General features: G+C 35.6%; 9 protein-coding genes and 3 rRNA genes. 2 read left to right on the top strand and 10 right to left on the bottom strand.

Features of this window, described 5'->3' with window-relative positions; all coding sequences use genetic code 11:
- Positions 1-167: 167 nt before the first annotated feature.
- From HYG85_RS11420 to HYG85_RS11385, 8 genes are all read right to left on the bottom strand, one after another.
- Positions 168-3,066 (bottom strand): 23S ribosomal RNA (locus tag HYG85_RS11420).
- Positions 3,067-3,100: 34 nt separating this feature from the next.
- Positions 3,101-3,250 carry a hypothetical protein gene (locus HYG85_RS11415; protein WP_193774508.1) on the bottom strand — a complete coding sequence of 50 codons (150 nt, stop codon included), beginning with the start codon at positions 3,248-3,250 and terminating at the stop codon, positions 3,101-3,103.
- A gap of 288 nt (positions 3,251-3,538) precedes the next feature.
- Positions 3,539-3,656, bottom strand: a 5S ribosomal RNA gene (gene rrf / locus HYG85_RS11410).
- A gap of 226 nt (positions 3,657-3,882) precedes the next feature.
- Positions 3,883-5,410: ribosomal RNA gene (locus HYG85_RS11405) — 16S ribosomal RNA — on the bottom strand.
- The 16S, 23S and 5S rRNA genes sit together here, the layout of an rRNA operon.
- 528 nt (positions 5,411-5,938) lie before the next feature.
- Complete coding sequence (locus tag HYG85_RS11400; protein WP_113673081.1) at positions 5,939-6,643, bottom strand: CvpA family protein; 705 nt, start codon at positions 6,641-6,643, stop codon at positions 5,939-5,941.
- A gap of 12 nt (positions 6,644-6,655) precedes the next feature.
- The gene (locus HYG85_RS11395; protein WP_113673080.1) at positions 6,656-7,795 is read right to left on the bottom strand and encodes a DUF5711 family protein; all 1,140 of its coding nucleotides are present in this window, start codon (positions 7,793-7,795) and stop codon (positions 6,656-6,658) included.
- Between the two features lie 5 nt (positions 7,796-7,800).
- Positions 7,801-8,925 carry a YkvI family membrane protein gene (locus HYG85_RS11390; protein ID WP_113673079.1) on the bottom strand — a complete coding sequence of 375 codons (1,125 nt, stop codon included), beginning with the start codon at positions 8,923-8,925 and terminating at the stop codon, positions 7,801-7,803.
- An 89-nt stretch (positions 8,926-9,014) separates the two neighbouring features.
- A complete protein-coding gene (locus HYG85_RS11385) occupies positions 9,015-10,454 on the bottom strand; it encodes a glycogen synthase (RefSeq protein WP_212693538.1) in 1,440 nt (479 codons plus the stop codon).
- A 373-nt stretch (positions 10,455-10,827) separates the two neighbouring features.
- Here HYG85_RS11385 and pepF point away from each other — a divergent pair, with 373 nt between their 5' ends.
- A complete protein-coding gene (gene pepF, locus HYG85_RS11380; protein ID WP_212693537.1) occupies positions 10,828-12,633 on the top strand; it encodes an oligoendopeptidase F in 1,806 nt (601 codons plus the stop codon).
- A 271-nt stretch (positions 12,634-12,904) separates the two neighbouring features.
- Here pepF and HYG85_RS11375 read toward each other — a convergent pair whose 3' ends face one another.
- Both HYG85_RS11375 and HYG85_RS11370 read right to left on the bottom strand, forming a co-directional pair.
- A complete protein-coding gene (locus HYG85_RS11375; RefSeq protein ID WP_212691219.1) occupies positions 12,905-14,233 on the bottom strand; it encodes an IS4 family transposase in 1,329 nt (442 codons plus the stop codon).
- 237 nt (positions 14,234-14,470) lie between these two features.
- A complete protein-coding gene (locus HYG85_RS11370; RefSeq protein WP_212693536.1) occupies positions 14,471-15,331 on the bottom strand; it encodes an AraC family transcriptional regulator in 861 nt (286 codons plus the stop codon).
- A 210-nt stretch (positions 15,332-15,541) separates the two neighbouring features.
- On the opposite strand from HYG85_RS11370, the gene HYG85_RS11365 reads away from it, so the two are divergent.
- A complete protein-coding gene (locus HYG85_RS11365) occupies positions 15,542-17,872 on the top strand; it encodes a sugar-binding domain-containing protein (RefSeq protein WP_212693535.1) in 2,331 nt (776 codons plus the stop codon).
- Positions 17,873-17,971 lie beyond the last annotated feature (99 nt).

Raw genomic sequence — 17,971 nt, 5'->3', positions numbered from 1 at the left:
TTGGTAAAAAATAGTTAGGATATTCCTAACTTTTAATTATTATATAAACATTCAAAACAACACATTGTTTAACAACAAATCATCATATCAACCTCTGCAAAGCTACATAACTTATATATCTTAACTCTTAGCTTAACTATCATACATTCAAATCTCTTTGATGTACTTAGGTCAAGCCCTCGACCTATTAGTATCGGTCAGCTGAACATGTTACCATGCTTACACCTCCGACCTATCAACCTTGTAGTCTTCAAGGGGTCTTACTACCTTTCGGTATGGGATATCTTATCTTGAGGGGGGCTTCACGCTTAGATGCCTTCAGCGTTTATCCCTTCCAAACTTGGCTACTCTGCTATGCACTTGGTAATACAACAGATACACCAGCGGTTCGTCCATCCCGGTCCTCTCGTACTAAGGACAGCTCCTCTCAAATATCCTGCGCCCACGACGGATAGGGACCGAACTGTCTCACGACGTTCTGAACCCAGCTCGCGTACCGCTTTAATGGGCGAACAGCCCAACCCTTGGGACCTACTTCAGCCCCAGGATGCGATGAGCCGACATCGAGGTGCCAAACCACTCCGTCGATGTGAACTCTTGGGAGTGATAAGCCTGTTATCCCCGGGGTAGCTTTTATCCGTTGAGCGATGGCAATCCCACTTTCATACCACCGGATCACTAAGTCCTACTTTCGTACCTGCTCCACCCGTCGGTGTCACAGTCAAGCCATCTTCTGCCTTTGCACTCTTCGAATGGTTTCCAACCATTCTGAGATGACCTTTGAGCGCCTCCGATACCTTTTCGGAGGCGACCGCCCCAGTCAAACTCCCCACCTGACATTGTCCCTACACCAGTTTATGGTGCCAGGTTAGAAATCCAGTACTACAAGGGAGGTATCCCAACATCGACTCCACAAAGACTGGCGTCCTTGCTTCAAAGTCTCCCTCCTATCCTGTACATGTAATACCGAATCCCAGTATCAAGCTGGAGTAAAGCTCCACGGGGTCTTTCCGTCCTGTCGCGGGTAACCAGCATCTTCACTGGTACTACAATTTCACCGGGCGCGTTGTCGAGACAGTGCCCAAATCGTTACGCCTTTCGTGCGGGTCGGAACTTACCCGACAAGGAATTTCGCTACCTTAGGACCGTTATAGTTACGGCCGCCGTTTACTGGGGCTTAAATTCAGAGCTTCGCTTGCGCTAACCCCTCCTCTTAACCTTCCAGCACCGGGCAGGCGTCAGCCCCTATACTTCACCTTTCGGTTTTGCAGAGACCTGTGTTTTTGCTAAACAGTCGCTTGGGCCTATTCTCTGCGGCCTCTATAAAGAGGCACTCCTTATCCCTAAGTTACGGAGTCATTTTGCCGAGTTCCTTAACAACGCTTCTCCCGTCGGCCTTAGGATTCTCTCCTCATCTACCTGTGTCGGTTTACGGTACGGGCACATACAAAACAATAGCGGCTTTTCTTGACAGTATGGATTCAGAGACTTCCCTACTTTTATTTCGGTCCTGTTCGTACTTCAGAAACGGACGGCGGATTTTCCTTCCATCCTATCCTTTGTACTTAAACGGGTTTTTCCATTCCCCGATTCTCTTATCCTCCTGTGTCCCCACAGTTCTGTTTGCATGCGGTACAGGAATTTCAACCTGTTGTCCATCGACTACGGCTTTCGCCCTCGCCTTAGGTCCCGACTTACCCAGAGAAGATCAGCTTTACTCTGGAAACCTTAGATATTCGGCCGAGAAGATTCTCACTTCTCTCTCGCTACTCATTCCGGCATTCTCTCTTCTTAATAGTCCACTGCTCCTTACGGTACAGCTTCTTCCCTTTTAAGAATGCTCCTCTACCACTGATATTACTATCAATCCACAGCTTCGGTGTCATGTTTTAGCCCCGGACATTTTCGGCGCAAGATCTCTCGACTAGTGAGCTATTACGCACTCTTTGAATGTATGGCTGCTTCTAAGCCAACATCCTAGTTGTCTTCGAAATCTCACATCCTTTCCCACTTAACATGTACTTTGGGACCTTAGCTGGTGGTCTGGGCTCTTTCCCTTTTGACTACCCAACTTATCTCGCGCAGTCTGACTCCTGATGAGCATCTATATGGCATTCGGAGTTTGATATGTTTTGGTAAGCTTCGCAGCCCCCTAGACAATTCAGTGCTCTACCTCCATTAGACTCCATCAAGGCTAGCCCTAAAGCTATTTCGAGGAGAACCAGCTATCTCCGGGTTCGATTGGAATTTCTCCGCTACCCACAGCTCATCCCCACGTTTTTCAACACGTGTGGGTTCGGACCTCCATTACCTTTTACGGTAACTTCATCCTGGCCATGGGTAGGTCACCCGGTTTCGGGTCTACATACACTGACTTAACGCCCTGTTAAGACTTGGCTTCCCTTCGGCTCCAGACCTTTAGTCCTTAACCTTGCCAGTATACGTAACTCGCCGGACCGTTCTACAAAAAGTACGCCGTCGATCATATATAGATCTTCGACTGCTTGTAAACATAGGGTTTCAGGTTCTCTTTCACTCCCCTCCCGGGGTTCTTTTCACCGTTCCTTCACAGTACTATTCGCTATCGGTCACTAGGTAGTATTTAGCCTTGGGGGGTGGTCCCCCCAGCTTCACACAGGGTTTCTCGTGTCCCGTGCTACTCTGGATCCTGCCAGCTCTTTTGAATTTTCACCTACCGGACTTTCACCGTCTTTGGTTGGCTTTCCCAAAACCATTCGGTTAATTCTCAAGATACCTTATGCAGTCCACAACCCCTAATAACTAGGTTATTAGGTTTGGGCTCTTCCCCTTTCGCTCGCCGCTACTCAGAGAATCGATGTTTCTTTCTACTCCTTCGGGTACTTAGATGTTTCAGTTCCCCGAGTTCCCCCTGCATAGCTATGTATTCACTATGCAGTAACTAGGTATTTCCTAGCCAGGTTTCCCCATTCGGATATCTCCGGCTCGATGGCTATTTGCGCCTCCCCGAAGCTTTTCGCAGCTTATCACGTCCTTCATCGGCTCCTAGTGCCAAGGCATCCACCCTATGCTCTTATTAGCTTGACCTATGTTTAGTCATCTAAGAGCTAAGATTTACAAGTTATTTTATAGAATCTTTTGATTCTCGTAGCTTGTTGTTGCTTTGGTTTTTCTTGTTTTCACAGTTTTCCATATGCGACATATGGTTACTATTTATTTCAAGGATATTGATTATTTGATGTCTAGTTATTTCTTCTTCTCTTCTTATCAATGACTTATCATCAATAACAGATCAGATTAATAACTTACAATGTGTAGTTTTCAATGTTCATTTAAGAGTCGGCTTTACGTATGTAAAACGATCTCTTTCATTATAAATCTTTTTTTGTTTCTTTGTTTGGCTTGTGTTAAGCGCTAGGATATATTATCATAGTCACCAGCGTTGTGTCAAGCACTTTTTTATTTTTTTTTACTTACATTTCCTATAACTGATAACTAAATTCTTTAATCATCTTAAAGAATTTTGATAGTGTCATATGAAGTTAAAGTAAAACTGGTAATCTGGCAGCCACCTACTCTCCCAGGTCGTCTCCAACCAAGTACCATCGGCCGTTAATGGCTTAACCATCGTGTTCGGTATGAGAACGGGTGTTTCCCAAAAACGCATCGCCACCAGAAATTTTCTGTATTCTTTTGTTGTTCCTTGAATACTCAACAGTGAAACAATCAATTAATATTTTAACTTTAGTAAATCTTGATTTGATTTTCTCTGTGATTCTTAGAGAATATCAAATTTTAGATGAACTTAGTTAAAAAATTAATCTCCACTTAATTAATTAGTTTTATTCCATAAGTCCTTAGTGCTTTTATAAGATTAGCCTCGGCTTCTCTTATTTTCCTTAGAAAGGAGGTGATCCAGCCGCACCTTCCGATACGGCTACCTTGTTACGACTTCACCCTAGTCATCGGCTTCACCTTCGACAGCTCTCTCTTTGCAGTTGAGTCACTGGCTTCGGGCGCTTCCAACTCCCATGGTGTGACGGGCGGTGTGTACAAGGCCCGGGAACGTATTCACCGCGACATTCTGATTCGCGATTACTAGCGATTCCAACTTCATGTAGTCGAGTTGCAGACTACAATCCGAACTGGGACGGCTTTTTTGGGATTTGCTCCATGTCACCATTTTGCTTCCCTTTGTCACCGCCATTGTAGCACGTGTGTAGCCCAAATCATAAGGGGCATGATGATTTGACGTCATCCCCACCTTCCTCCGAGTTGTCCCCGGCAGTCTCTCTAGAGTCCCCAACTTAACTTGCTGGCTACTAAAGATAAGGGTTGCGCTCGTTGCGGGACTTAACCCAACATCTCACGACACGAGCTGACGACAACCATGCACCACCTGTCTCTTCTGTCCCGAAGGAAAGTTCCGATTAAGGAACGGTCAGAAGGATGTCAAGATTTGGTAAGGTTCTTCGCGTTGCTTCGAATTAAACCACATGCTCCACCGCTTGTGCGGGCCCCCGTCAATTCCTTTGAGTTTCAATCTTGCGATCGTACTCCCCAGGTGGAATGCTTAATGCGTTTGCTGCGGCACCGAGGTTCGACCCCCGACACCTAGCATTCATCGTTTACGGCGTGGACTACCAGGGTATCTAATCCTGTTCGCTCCCCACGCTTTCGTGCCTCAGCGTCAGTTACAGTCCAGAAAGCCGCCTTCGCCACTGGTGTTCCTCCTAATATCTACGCATTTCACCGCTACACTAGGAATTCCGCTTTCCTCTCCTGCACTCTAGCAAAGCAGTTTCAAATGCAGTCCCGAGGTTGAGCCTCGGGCTTTCACATCTGACTTACTTCGCCGCCTACGCACCCTTTACACCCAGTAAATCCGGATAACGCTTGCCCCCTACGTATTACCGCGGCTGCTGGCACGTAGTTAGCCGGGGCTTCTTAGTCAGGTACTGTCACTATCTTCCCTGCTGATAGAAGTTTACGATCCGAAAACCTTCTTCCTTCACGCGGCGTCGCTGCATCAGGGTTTCCCCCATTGTGCAATATTCCCCACTGCTGCCTCCCGTAGGAGTTTGGGCCGTGTCTCAGTCCCAATGTGGCCGATCACCCTCTCAGGTCGGCTACTGATCGTCGCCTAGGTAAGCCGTTACCTTACCTACTAGCTAATCAGACGCGGGTCCATCCTATGCTACCGGAGTTTTTACCACCGAGTCATGCGACTCTGTGGTCTTATGCGGTATTAGCACACTTTTCAATGTGTTATCCCCCTGCATAGGGCAGGTTACCCACGCGTTACTCACCCGTCCGCCGCTTTCCACTATCTAAATCACCCGAAGGTTCAATAGATAGCTTCTCGCTCGACTTGCATGTGTTAAGCACGCCGCCAGCGTTCATCCTGAGCCAGGATCAAACTCTCATGTTAAAGTTTCATCTTGACCAGATTGCTCTGGCTTATATTTTATAGACTATCGTCTTTATCCATTAATTTACTAAGGAATTTTCTTGGGTAAAACTTATTACTAAGTTTTTGGTTGTTTCACTGTTCAGTTTTCAAGGTTCTGTGTTGTTCCTGTGTTTGCTGCCTTATTTGTCAGCGAAGAGAATTATATCACCCCACATAATCAAAGTCAAGCGTTTTTCAAATATTTTTTAATCAGTAATTAATATTTATAAATTATATATGGTGTAAACCCTGTTATATACTGGCTTTACACCATCTGATAAATGTATAAAACTAAAATATATTTTTTCCTATATTAATTCAAATTATGCTGTTTCTATAGAAAAAAAATTTATTTTTATTTAAAATTTATTTATGAAGTACTTAAAGTAAAAACTAAATAAAGCCTAAATCCTACTTTAGGATCTAGACTTTTTACCCTACCATAAAAAACATTCTATAATTGAATTACTTTTAATTTATTTACAGCTATTAATTGAAATTGGATATCTATACAATACTCTTTTTAATATTAGTAACAAAATTCATCAATAAATTATTATCATATAAATATCTAGCAACTTCAGACACTTTTAATGTATCAAAAACATTGTTCAGATTTGGATTAGTACTCATTAGAGAAATAACCAAGAATAAAATCCATACTATTATAACTCCTTTGATAGCACCTAGAACTAATCCTCCTATTTTATTTATTTGATTAAGAACTGGTAATTTACTAACTAAATCAAGTAGATTAATTATTATCTTAACAAGAATAGTAACTACAATAAATACTCCTAGAAATGAAATAATATTTATTATTAAAGTAGCAATCAAACCACCTATGTAATCACCTATACTATTTACATTAAGTAGATTATATACCTCACTATTATTATTAGTCACCAATATATGTTTAAATTGTTCAGGCAAATTTAACTGATTAATAAAATTGATTTGTTCTCCTGTTGAATTAACGTTTTCAGTAGCACTATTTAAATTCAATAAGCCAATTATGGAATTCTTTATAGAGCCATATACCCCTGTATTCTTAATCAAGAACTCACTTACATGTGGATATATATACATAGTAAGCACAACTGATATAATCAATGAAACAAAACTGAAAAGAGTCTTAATTAGTCCTCTCTGATAGGCTATAATTGCACAGATTGCAATAATTCCTACTACCACTATATCTAACCAAGTCATCTTATATCCTCCTTATTTTGTTAATTTTACTACCTCATACTCATTTTGTAAAACAATCAAGAAAGTATTATTACCAAGGGGCATAATATCTTTGACATCACCTTTTACAGTAGACTCCCAATTTATTTTACCATTATAATATTCTCTAATAAATAATTCGCTTTCAACATAATACTTGTTTTCATTTCCTATTAATCTAGTTATTTCATTATCAAATTCTGTTACGTTTAATGATTTTCCTTCTTTATTGTATGTAACTAGACTGTTATCCTTATAATTATCTTCGTTTTTAATAGGTCTTCCATAGAGAACAAGTAGTTTATCCTCTGTATAGTTGACCTTGTTTATTTCATTAGGTACTTCTATTTTTTGTATTTCTTCAGGTATTACATTTACCTTATAAAAGAGAATCCCGTTATCTCCTACAGCAGCAACATGCTCATTATCCAAAAATCTGATTTCAGGAACCACAGTTTCATCAATGCTAAAGCCTCCTGTTACTCTTTCAGCATAATCACTGCCATTATCACTAAAATTGAAGAATGTTAAATTGGATACTAGAGAATTCCCTTTAACGTAAAGATAACTGGTAACCATTTTAGAACCATCTTCAGAAATATCAAAAGCTAAAGGATACCCATCATTTTCAGTAAATGTCTCTCTATGTATTAACTTAGTTCCATCTGCATCAAAAAGCTCTATAACATGTCCTTTGTTTTTCTGTCCAATGATTGCAACTATTCCATTCTCATTAATATCAAACATTAGAATCGGAGAACCAACATTATAATCTCTAACAAAACCGTTTTCATCAAACAGATACAGATCCCTAGCAGATATATCTGCTACTGCTAAATAATTATTCTCTTTGATAACTTTTGGATTCATCATATTGAAAGTCTTATCCCATATGGTTGTCCCATTAGTATCCATCATAGTAACACCATCTTTTGAAGATCTTACTATGTTTTTTCCTAACTTACTTATATGTACTTTATCAGTAGGATTATATTCAAGGTTATTTAATACCTCTAATTTGACTTTCCCACTAACGAACCCAAAACCTTTAGGCCTAATAACTAGAACATATGCAGTTATAGATACTATAACCAACAGCATTATTAAAAAAATTTTTATCCTTTGTTCCTTCAAAAATTTCACCTGCTTTTAATATTTTTAGTAAGAGTTTTTCCAAAAGGAAACATGCTATTTTTAATTTTAACCTTAAGTTGTTCATATTTCATCTTTACAAAGTAAACCAATATAAGTATAACTTCAAATACACCTATGTATCCAAAAATAGGATATATTTTTCCTACCATATTAGAAAAACCTATCTGAGAAAATATAACAGCTAATAAGATGAATACAGCTAATTTTATCTTCCCATGTTTGGTATTTGTCAATTTCAACTTGGATAATATACCATATCCATTAGCAACAGCAGTCGTAAACATGGCAGAAATCAAAACTACAATATAAATATATTGTAACACCTTGGCATATCTCATTACAATAGCCAGCATAGGAATTTCTATTCCTTGTATATCAGAATAATGCACTAGTATAACAAGACCTAATATAATACCAATCATTCCTAATGCTATTCCCGCCATCAATGAACCTAATCTTGCTGTGAATTTACTCTTAACTAATTTATGTAGAGTTGTGAGCACTACAACAGCGGTTATTATATTATAGGATACATAAATGATTGCTGAACTTAACCAATTATCTCTAACAACTAAAAATACTTCTACAACCTTATTCATCACTGTGGTGCTTCTGAAGAACCACATGTATAATCCCACAATCAAAACACCAATAAGCAAAATAGGGGCTAATATTGAGTTAACAGCTATAACTCCTTTTACATCAAACAGAAAAGTGATATAGCAACAAACTGCCATAGCAAGAACCCCTACTTGATATGGTATATGAAATCTCTGCTGGAATAATGCTCCTGAGCCTGCAAACATTGCGCAAAAACATACAAACATAAAAAATATAACTGAAAGCTCCAGTATCTTCCCAAATGTTTTTCCAGCAATGGGATAGATGAACTCTTTATAACTTGTAGCTTTGTTGAAAAACAGGATTTCCAGTACAGCCCAGCCTACTACAGCAAACATTACCCCTGTAAGTAATAATCCTATCATACCTTTATAACCATAATAAGCAAAAAATTTCATTAATTCTTGCCCAGAAGCAAATCCTGCTCCTAAAACAGTTCCTATATATACTGATGCTATCTTTATAGAATTTTTAAAATCTAATTTCAATCAATCAACTCCTGAACATAATGTACATTATATATTTATGTTCACAAAGTGTAGTTAATACCATATTACTATAATTATAATAGGTTAATCTAATCTTTTATTTTAATTAATTGATTATATTTTTCTATATACTTTTTAGCTGAGTTATCCCAGGAAAATCTTTGATTCATACAATTAGCAACAATACATTTCCATTTATCTTCATCACTATATGTTTCTAAACCTTCATTAATAGCTTCAATGAATTCATCTACATCATATCTGTCAAATACGAAACCTGTACCCTTGTTTGATCCAAAAGGTATAACAGTATCAGCTAGACCACCTGTTTTCCTAACTATAGGAACAGTACCAAATCTCATACTGTATATCTGTGACAATCCACAAGGTTCAAATAGAGATGGCATCAAGAAAAAATCGCACCCTGAATATATACGTCTTGCCATTTTTTGATTGAAATCTATTATTACCCCTAGTTTATCAGGATATTTATTTGATAAATCCATTAATGCTTGTTCGTATTTTTTTTCTCCTGTACCTAATATAACAAATTGTAAATCTTCATCGATTAATTCCTCTATTGCTTGTAAGCACAGATTTATGCCTTTCTGTTCACTAAGTCTTGATACCATACCTATCAAAGGTACTTTTTTCACTGGTAGGCCAATTTTATTTTGTAAAAAATGTTTATTTTCATGCTTTACCATTGAAACATTATCTATATTATAATTTCTATAAACATATTCATCTGTCTCACAATTGAACTTATCATAATCTATACCATTAATGATACCATATATTTTGCTTTTATATTGTCTTAGGATTCCATCTAAACCATAGCCATATTGGGGAGTTTGTATTTCCTTAGCATAATTGTCACTAACTGTAGTGACTATATCAGAGTAGATGATACCACCTTTCATAAAAGAAATATTACCATAGTACTCTAATTTATTGCTATCATAATATTTATGAGACAATCCGATTCTTTCCAGAGAACCACTTCCAAACACTCCTTGATACTGTAGATTGTGTATAGTATAAACAGTCTTAATACTACTATAGAAGCTTATATGGCTATACTCATTTTTTAGAAGAAACGGTATTAAGCCACCATGCCAGTCATTAACATGAATTACATCTGGTTTGATATTAAGCACCATCAACATTTCTAGAACTGCTTTCGAAAAAAAGCCGAATCTTATATCGTCATCATCATACCCATACAAATTATCTCTTTCAAAATATTCCTGACTTCCTATAAAATAAGTAGTAAGCTTTTTTTCTTCATATTTATAAATCTTAGCTTGATTTGCTTTACCTGAGGTTTCTACAATAAAACTGCCAACTTCATTTAATTCATACTTTTCTTCTAACCCTTTATATTTTGGCATCACTCTTATCATTTCGAGTCCATTATCAGCTAAAACTTCTGGTAGACATTCTCCAACATCTCCTAAACCACCCGTTGTACCAAAAGGTGCAATCTCAGCTGAAACATAGAGAACGCTCAATTTATTTTTCATCATAATGATCCTTCCTTTTAACAGACAATATGAAATATTCAAAATATACATCTATGATTATACCACAACTAATTTGAGAAAATCATTAAAGTTTTATTAAGCTGGTTAATATAATCTTTATATATCTGTTATATAATCGTATTTTTTTTCAACTTTTATAGTATATAAAAAACCACCATATAATATGCTAAAATTTTCAATTGCTGTAATGATGTAGATTATCCTTTTATTAGTATTATTGCTAATTAAATATAATTAAATCAAGTTTTAACTATTTTTTATAATTTTAAATATCTATTAACAAAAAATAATAATAAAAAATATAGAAACTTTAATGTATATATATTATACTACCATTGAAAGGAGTTGTTATAATATGAGTAAAATGGCAAAATTGCCTAAGAGAAATGAGATTAGTGATGAATTCAAATGGAGATTAGAAGATATGATTTCATCCAAAGAAGAATGGGAAAACATGTACAAGGAAATTATGTCTATGACAGAGGAAATCACATCTTATTCAGGTAAATTAAAAGAATCAGCAGATACCTTACTTGATTGTCTTAAAAAGAGAGACCAATTGGAAGAAAAACTTTCAAGATTATATGTATATTCCAATATGAAATTACATGAGGATGCAAATAACTCTGAAGCACAAAATACAGCAGAAAAAGCTAATTCGTTAATGGTAAAAGTTAATAGTAGTATTTCTTTTATTGAACCAGAGATTTCTTCTATGTCAGATGACCTTTTGAAAAATTACATGGAATCAGCTGATGGATTAAAGCTCTACAAAACTTATTTTGATGATTTATTACGTAAAAAAGAACATATCTTAAGTATGGAAGAAGAGTTATTATTGGCTAGAGCTCAAGAATTGGCTGGAACACCAGAAAATATCTTTGCAATGTTCAATAATGCAGATCTCAAGTTCCCTACAATCAAAGGTGAAGATGGCAACGATGTGGAACTTACAAAAGGTCGTTATGTCACTTTTATGGAAAGCAAAGACAGACGTGTTAGAAAAGATGCTTTTGAGGCTTTGTATGGTACTTATAGTAAATATAAAAATACATTAGCAGCTACTTATAATGCAAATATTAAAAAAGATATATTCTATATGCAAGCCAAGAAGTTTAATTCAACTTGTGAAGCTAGTCTATTTGAAAATAATATTCCAGTTGCTGTATATGACCAATTAATTGAAACAGTTCATAAATATCTACCATTAATGCATCGTTATGTATCTATTCGTAAGAGAATGCTCAATCTGGATGAACTTCATATGTATGATGTTTATACACCAATAGTTAAAGACATTGATGTAAAAGTTACTTTTGAAGAAGCAAAAGAAAAGGTTCTAGAAGCACTTGCTCCACTTGGAGAAGAGTATTGTAATCTTCTAAGAAAAGGTTTCAATGAAAAATGGATAGACGTATATGAGAATGAAGGTAAGCGCAGTGGAGCTTATTCATGGGGTACTTATGGTGTTCACCCATATGTTTTGCTTAATCATCAAGATAATGTAAATCATATGTTTACTCTTGCTCATGAAATGGGACATTCTCTTCATACTTATTATTCATCAAAAACTCAACCTTTTATATATGCAGAATATCCAACCTTCTTAGCAGAAGTTGCTTCAACAGTTAATGAAGCTTTGTTGATGGAATATCTACTAAAAACTACGGAAGATAAAAATCAAAGATTGTATTTAATTAATTATTTCATGGAACAGTTCAAAGGAACACTATATCGTCAAGCAATGTTTGCAGAATTCGAAAAAACAACTCATGAATTAGTTGAACAAGGAGAAGCTTTAACAGCAGATACTCTTAGTTCCATGTATCATGATATTAATGTAAAATATTTTGGCGAAGATATGATAATAGATAGTGAAGTTGATATGGAATGGGCTAGGATTCCTCATTTCTACTATAATTATTATGTATTCCAATATTCAACTGGTTATTCAGCTGCTATTGCACTTTCTCAAAAAATATTAAAAGAAGGCGAAGAAGCAGTAACGAAATACAAGAGCTTCCTTAAGAGCGGTAGTTCCGAATATCCTATTGATACTCTTAAAAAAGCAGGTGTTGATATGACTACTGCTGAACCTATTGAAAAGGCTCTAAAAGTGTTTGAAGGATTATTGGACCAGATGGAAAGTATAATCAAATAATCACACTGGAAATAGGGGCTGTCTCACAATACATTTTATTAGTATTCAGCTTCCGTAAGATGGATTCTGTTTAAAGGGTCTGCGCTACGCCGTCCATGGCTCAATGTCATTAAGTTAAGCCTTTGACAGATATAAAAATTCATCTATTGATGCTTTCATGGTTGCCAATAGATGAGTTTTACTTTTACCTCTTGTTAAGATTTTATTTTTGGCATTATTAATAAACAGAGATATCTCTGCTTTAGAAAATACATTTGAGTATTTTGTTTCCTTATGCTATTCTATATAAGAAGCTAACTACAGTAGCCTGCTTTTTGACTTTTCGAGGGTCTTTTCTACCAGGTCTAACTGGCAAAATATTTTTTGCAATTAGTGCTTCAATATCGGGGGGCTCATGCCCCTTATATTTAATGAAATGTCTACAAATTGCTATCGCAATAGTATAATTCACTTGATACATATGTTTAGTAGTACCTTTGGTCTTCTTTATAACAGTGTTTAATGTAATTAGTTCACAAAAATTATACATTATAAGTCTAGCATATATTTCTTGTACTATAAATTCCACTTTTTTGGAGTGAAGATTAATAAGACCGATAGTGTATTTCAACTCTCTAAAAGCAGTCTCTATTCCCCATCTCATATGATATATCTCTTTTAATTTTTCAATTGGAAAGTCATTCCTATTTAGATTAGTAATTAATATCTCATAGGTATCTTCTGAAATAGGAAATCTTACAATTCTAAACTCTATAGGATATGTATCTTTTGAATTTACTGGTAGAAAATCGAATCGATTTCCTTTTCTAATACACTTATATTTGTCTGGATTGGTCCTGATTTCTTTAGTATGTCTTCTTGTGACTAATATACGATAATCAACATCAAAGCAATCTTCATGTGGAAGCTTCAGGCTGGATGTTATTCCATTGCCAGTTATATCTTTTACTCTAAATAGACAGTTCAAGTTCTTCTGTTTTATATACTCAAAAACATGATAACCCTCATATCCTCTGTCAGCGATGATAATAGTATTGTCAGATATGTCTTCCATACGATCAATCATCTGTAGCAATGCCTTTCTTTCATTTTGTCTTCGTCCAGGATAAATCTCAACGTCAACAAAAATTTTATTACAAATATCATAAAGAGCATTAATCTGTAAGTGATTAAAACCTTTCGCATTAGCCCGATTTGGAAAATGAGTTTCAGTGTCATCAGGATTATAGAAAATACTTAAGTTAGAACCATCAACGGCAAGAAGTCTATATCCATTAAAAGTTCTAGAAAAGTTCATAGCCTTTTTAGTAAAATCATGGAAAAGATAATTGAAAGCATCAGGTAAAATCTTATGGCGTTGTTGTACAAATGCAGAAGCAGTAGGTGTATTAATACCAAAGGAAAAATAATTCATAATTTCAAGCTTCAAATTTTGACCACCCATAGTTAGAAGAATTTCTACCATTGTCCTAAAATCAAGTTTTCTAATACGAGTAAAATCTTTCTCAGGATTTTGAAGAAATAAAGATGAAATAGTATCAAGTTCAGAGATACTGTCATATAGATGATTTTTAATTGTATTAGCATAAGTATTATTCATAGCTAAACCTCCTTTAAATAATTCATTTAAGAGGCTTCGCCACAAATTTTCGGGTAAATGTCAAGCATTTTTTAAAAGATTAATATAAAATCGTATAAAAAAAGAGCTCTGCATTATTAATATACAGAAACTCTATTTTCTTAACTTAATGACATTGGTCCATGGCTTCGCTTAACGCTAAACAGAATCCATCTTACTGGGCTAATTAGGTGAAATGTATTGTGAGACAGCCCCTTGTTATTTTGTTCTGTATTGCCTAGGTGATTTACCAGTGTATTTTTTCATCATTCTACTAAAATAATATGTATTAGCGAATCCTACACTCTCAGCTATGTGTTCAATAGTCAAGTTACTGTTCTCAATTATTCTGACAGCTTTTTTTAACCGATAATTATTAAGATGCTGTATAATGGTCTCACCTGTCATTTCTTTGAAAATCCTATTTGCGTAGTTGTTGCTTATTCCAGCATAATTAGCTATCTCACCTAAAGTTAATTTATGTTGATAATATTGATATATATATTGTCTGATATCATATACTATACGTTCTTTTGATAGTACATCAGGGTAAGATTCCTCTGTATATACTTGATTTATGATACTATATATAATTTCTAACAATATACTTTTACATCTAAGTTGCCAAAAGAGGGAATGTTGTTGGTAACAGTTAAGTAATTCCTGAAAATTACTACTCATCTTTTCAGAATCATTTATTACAATATGGTAAGGAAAAGTAAAGCCATTATTCAAAAACACTTTTGGTCGTATCAAATGCTGTTGCTTGAGATACATGTCATAGTAATCTATCTCTTCCTCTTCTGAAACGTAAAAAAAGTCAAAATGTACCCATATAATGTTACTGTTCTTATCAGTAATAAATAATTTGCTTGGAGTATTAGGGGGAATGAGCAATACAGAACCTGATGATAACATACTTTTCTCTGAAGCAATTTCTATTTTTCCTTTTCCTTTTATGAAGTATAACATTTCATAGTCATATAATTTACGAGTATAAGGCCACCCTGTTGAACCTTGAAGTCCTGCTCTTCTTATGAATGGATTAATTTCATTACTATCAATATTGATTTTTCTCATCAAATCAACCTCTCGAATTCTGTAATAATTCATCTGTAACCTAATCTTTTTTATTATATCATATAGAGTGATATTGTATAACTAAAAGTGATTTTATGTATTCAAATATTAATGATTCTTTACTTATAATAAAAGTAGCTTCAATCCTTATTCGTTAATACATATAGAGAAAAAAAGATTGAAGACAACAATTGTAAAGGTGGCGTTAATATGCGAGAAATTATTTCATTAAACAGTAAGTGGCGTTTCATTAAAGGAGACGACAGTTCTTCTCATTTAAATGATTATGATGATAGTAGCTGGGATATGGTCAACTTACCCCATAGTATTGATATAACACCCATAAATAGTAGTGGTGGACGTAATTATCAAGGTATATGCCGTTATAGAAAACATTTTAATCTAGAAAAAAAGATGAAAGGCAAAAAAGTATTCCTAGAGTTTGAAGGTGCTATGCAGGTTCTGGAAGTATGGGTGAACAATGAAAAACTGGCAACTCACTACTGCGGTTATACCCCTGCTGTCTATGATATTTCTTCCCTTGTAAATTACAACGCTGAGAACATAATTTCAGTGATATTGGATAATTCTGACAGAAGTGATGTTCCTCCTGGAAAGAAACAGCAAGACTTGGATTTTTCATATGATGGCGGCATATATAGACAAGTGAGATTACATAGGGTTAACCCCTTATATATTACAAATGCAGTATTAGAAAATAAAGTTGCTGGTGGTGGTTTATTCGTATCCTTTGATTCTGTATCAAAAGATAAAGCCCAATTACGTATTCAAACCCACATCCGAAATGAATATAATGAATCTAAGACTTTTACTCTATCCCAAAAGTTATTAGACAAAGAAGACCATTGTGTCAGTGAAACCTATAATGCCTATGAGTTAAATTCTTCAGAAGATGCTCATTATGTACAATCTCAGGTAGTGGTTAAACCAAATCTCTGGCACCCTCACTCACCTTACATGTATAAATTAAGGACAGAAATCATGATAGATGGTGAATTAAGTGACCTTATAGAGACTCCTTTGGGGATTAGGGATTTTGAATTTACTAATGATAGAGGTTTTCTTATTAACAATGAGCATCTAAAAATATCAGGAGCAAATTATCATCAGACTTTTATTCACGTAGGCAATGCAATGTCATCTAATCTCCTTAAGCGAGATGCAAGAAAGCTTAGGGAGGCAGGAATGATTCATATTCGTTCTCATTACCCTTTTTCAGAAGACTTTATTGATGAATGTGATAGATTGGGTATAACATTGACCATAAGCAATCCTGGATGGCAATTCTACGAAGAAGGGATATTCAAAGAAAGAAGTTACCAAAATCTAAAAGATATCGTTAGATGGCTACGTAACCATCCTTCAATCATTATTTGGGAACCTATTCTAAATGAAAGCGTTATGCCAGAGGATTATCAGCTACGAGTTAATGAGATTGTTCATGAAGAATTGCCTTACGGTCCTTGTTATACTGGTTCTGACCAAGGATTAGGTGATATTTCATACCGTAAATTCGACCCTTATATGTTAGGTCCAAAATCAGAGAATTTTGACCCTGAAGCCTATAAAATCATAGAAAAGCAAGTTGACAAACCAAGATGGATCAGAGAATATGGAGATTATCCAGATAATTTTGTAGACCAAAGCTGTGCTTGGAGGGTACCTAGAGGTTGGGGTGAAGATATAATGCTTAAACAGGTTAGACGTATGATATGGAATAAGAACCCTTGGATGACTAATTACACCTATTTATATAACGATGCCAAATTATGTGGATTTGCCATGTGGCCTGGTATTGAACATAATAGAGGTTATCATATTAACCCTTGCTGGGGTGGATTCTTAGATTTACAGAGAATACCTAAATACAGTTTTTATTTCTTCAAGAGCCAGAGAGAACCTGATGACTATTTGAATCTTGTAGATTCTGGTCCTATGGTATATATCGCTAACAGCTGGTCTGAGGTAAGTCCTGATGATATAACCATATTCAGTAATTGTGATAAGATAAGGCTATATCATAATGATAGATTTATTGAAGAGAGGGAGCCTGATAAGATTAAGATAAAGCATCCTCCATTTACCTTCAAGAATAACTTTTATTTTGGCAGGGAACGTTCTGAAATCAGAGCTGAAGGTATTATTGATGGTAAGGTTGTAGCTTCAGACAAGCGTTATTCTCCTGGAGTTCCTGTCAAGTTACATTTAGAAGGTGATTATATGGGACTTAATCTCCAAGCTGATGGATCAGACTTATTATTTGTAAGGTGTATAGTCCATGATGACAAGAATAGCATTACTCCTTTGACACTTGATAATCATGATATTCTTTTCTCTATAGAAGGTCCAGGGAAAATTATTGGAGACAATATTAAACGTCCTGAATTAGGGCAAACAGGTATCCTGATTCAATCAACTACCCAACCTGGAAATATTCATGTAAAAGCTGAACTTCTACATCCACAGAAGTACGAAAAAATAGCAGTTAAATCTGGTTCTATAGAGATAACCTCTTATTAATCAATACCATTCATTTCTTAACATCAATATAAAAAAGATAGAATAGGTTCAGTGAAATATCTAAACCTATTCTATCTTTTTAAATACTTGTAGCCATCC

Origin of the sequence: Vallitalea guaymasensis, assembly GCF_018141425.1 — a bacterium.
Classification (GTDB): Bacteria; Bacillota; Clostridia; order Lachnospirales; family Vallitaleaceae; genus Vallitalea; species Vallitalea guaymasensis.
The sequence above is the reverse complement of the archived record's forward strand: the minus strand, read 5'-3'. Positions and strand labels throughout refer to the sequence as shown.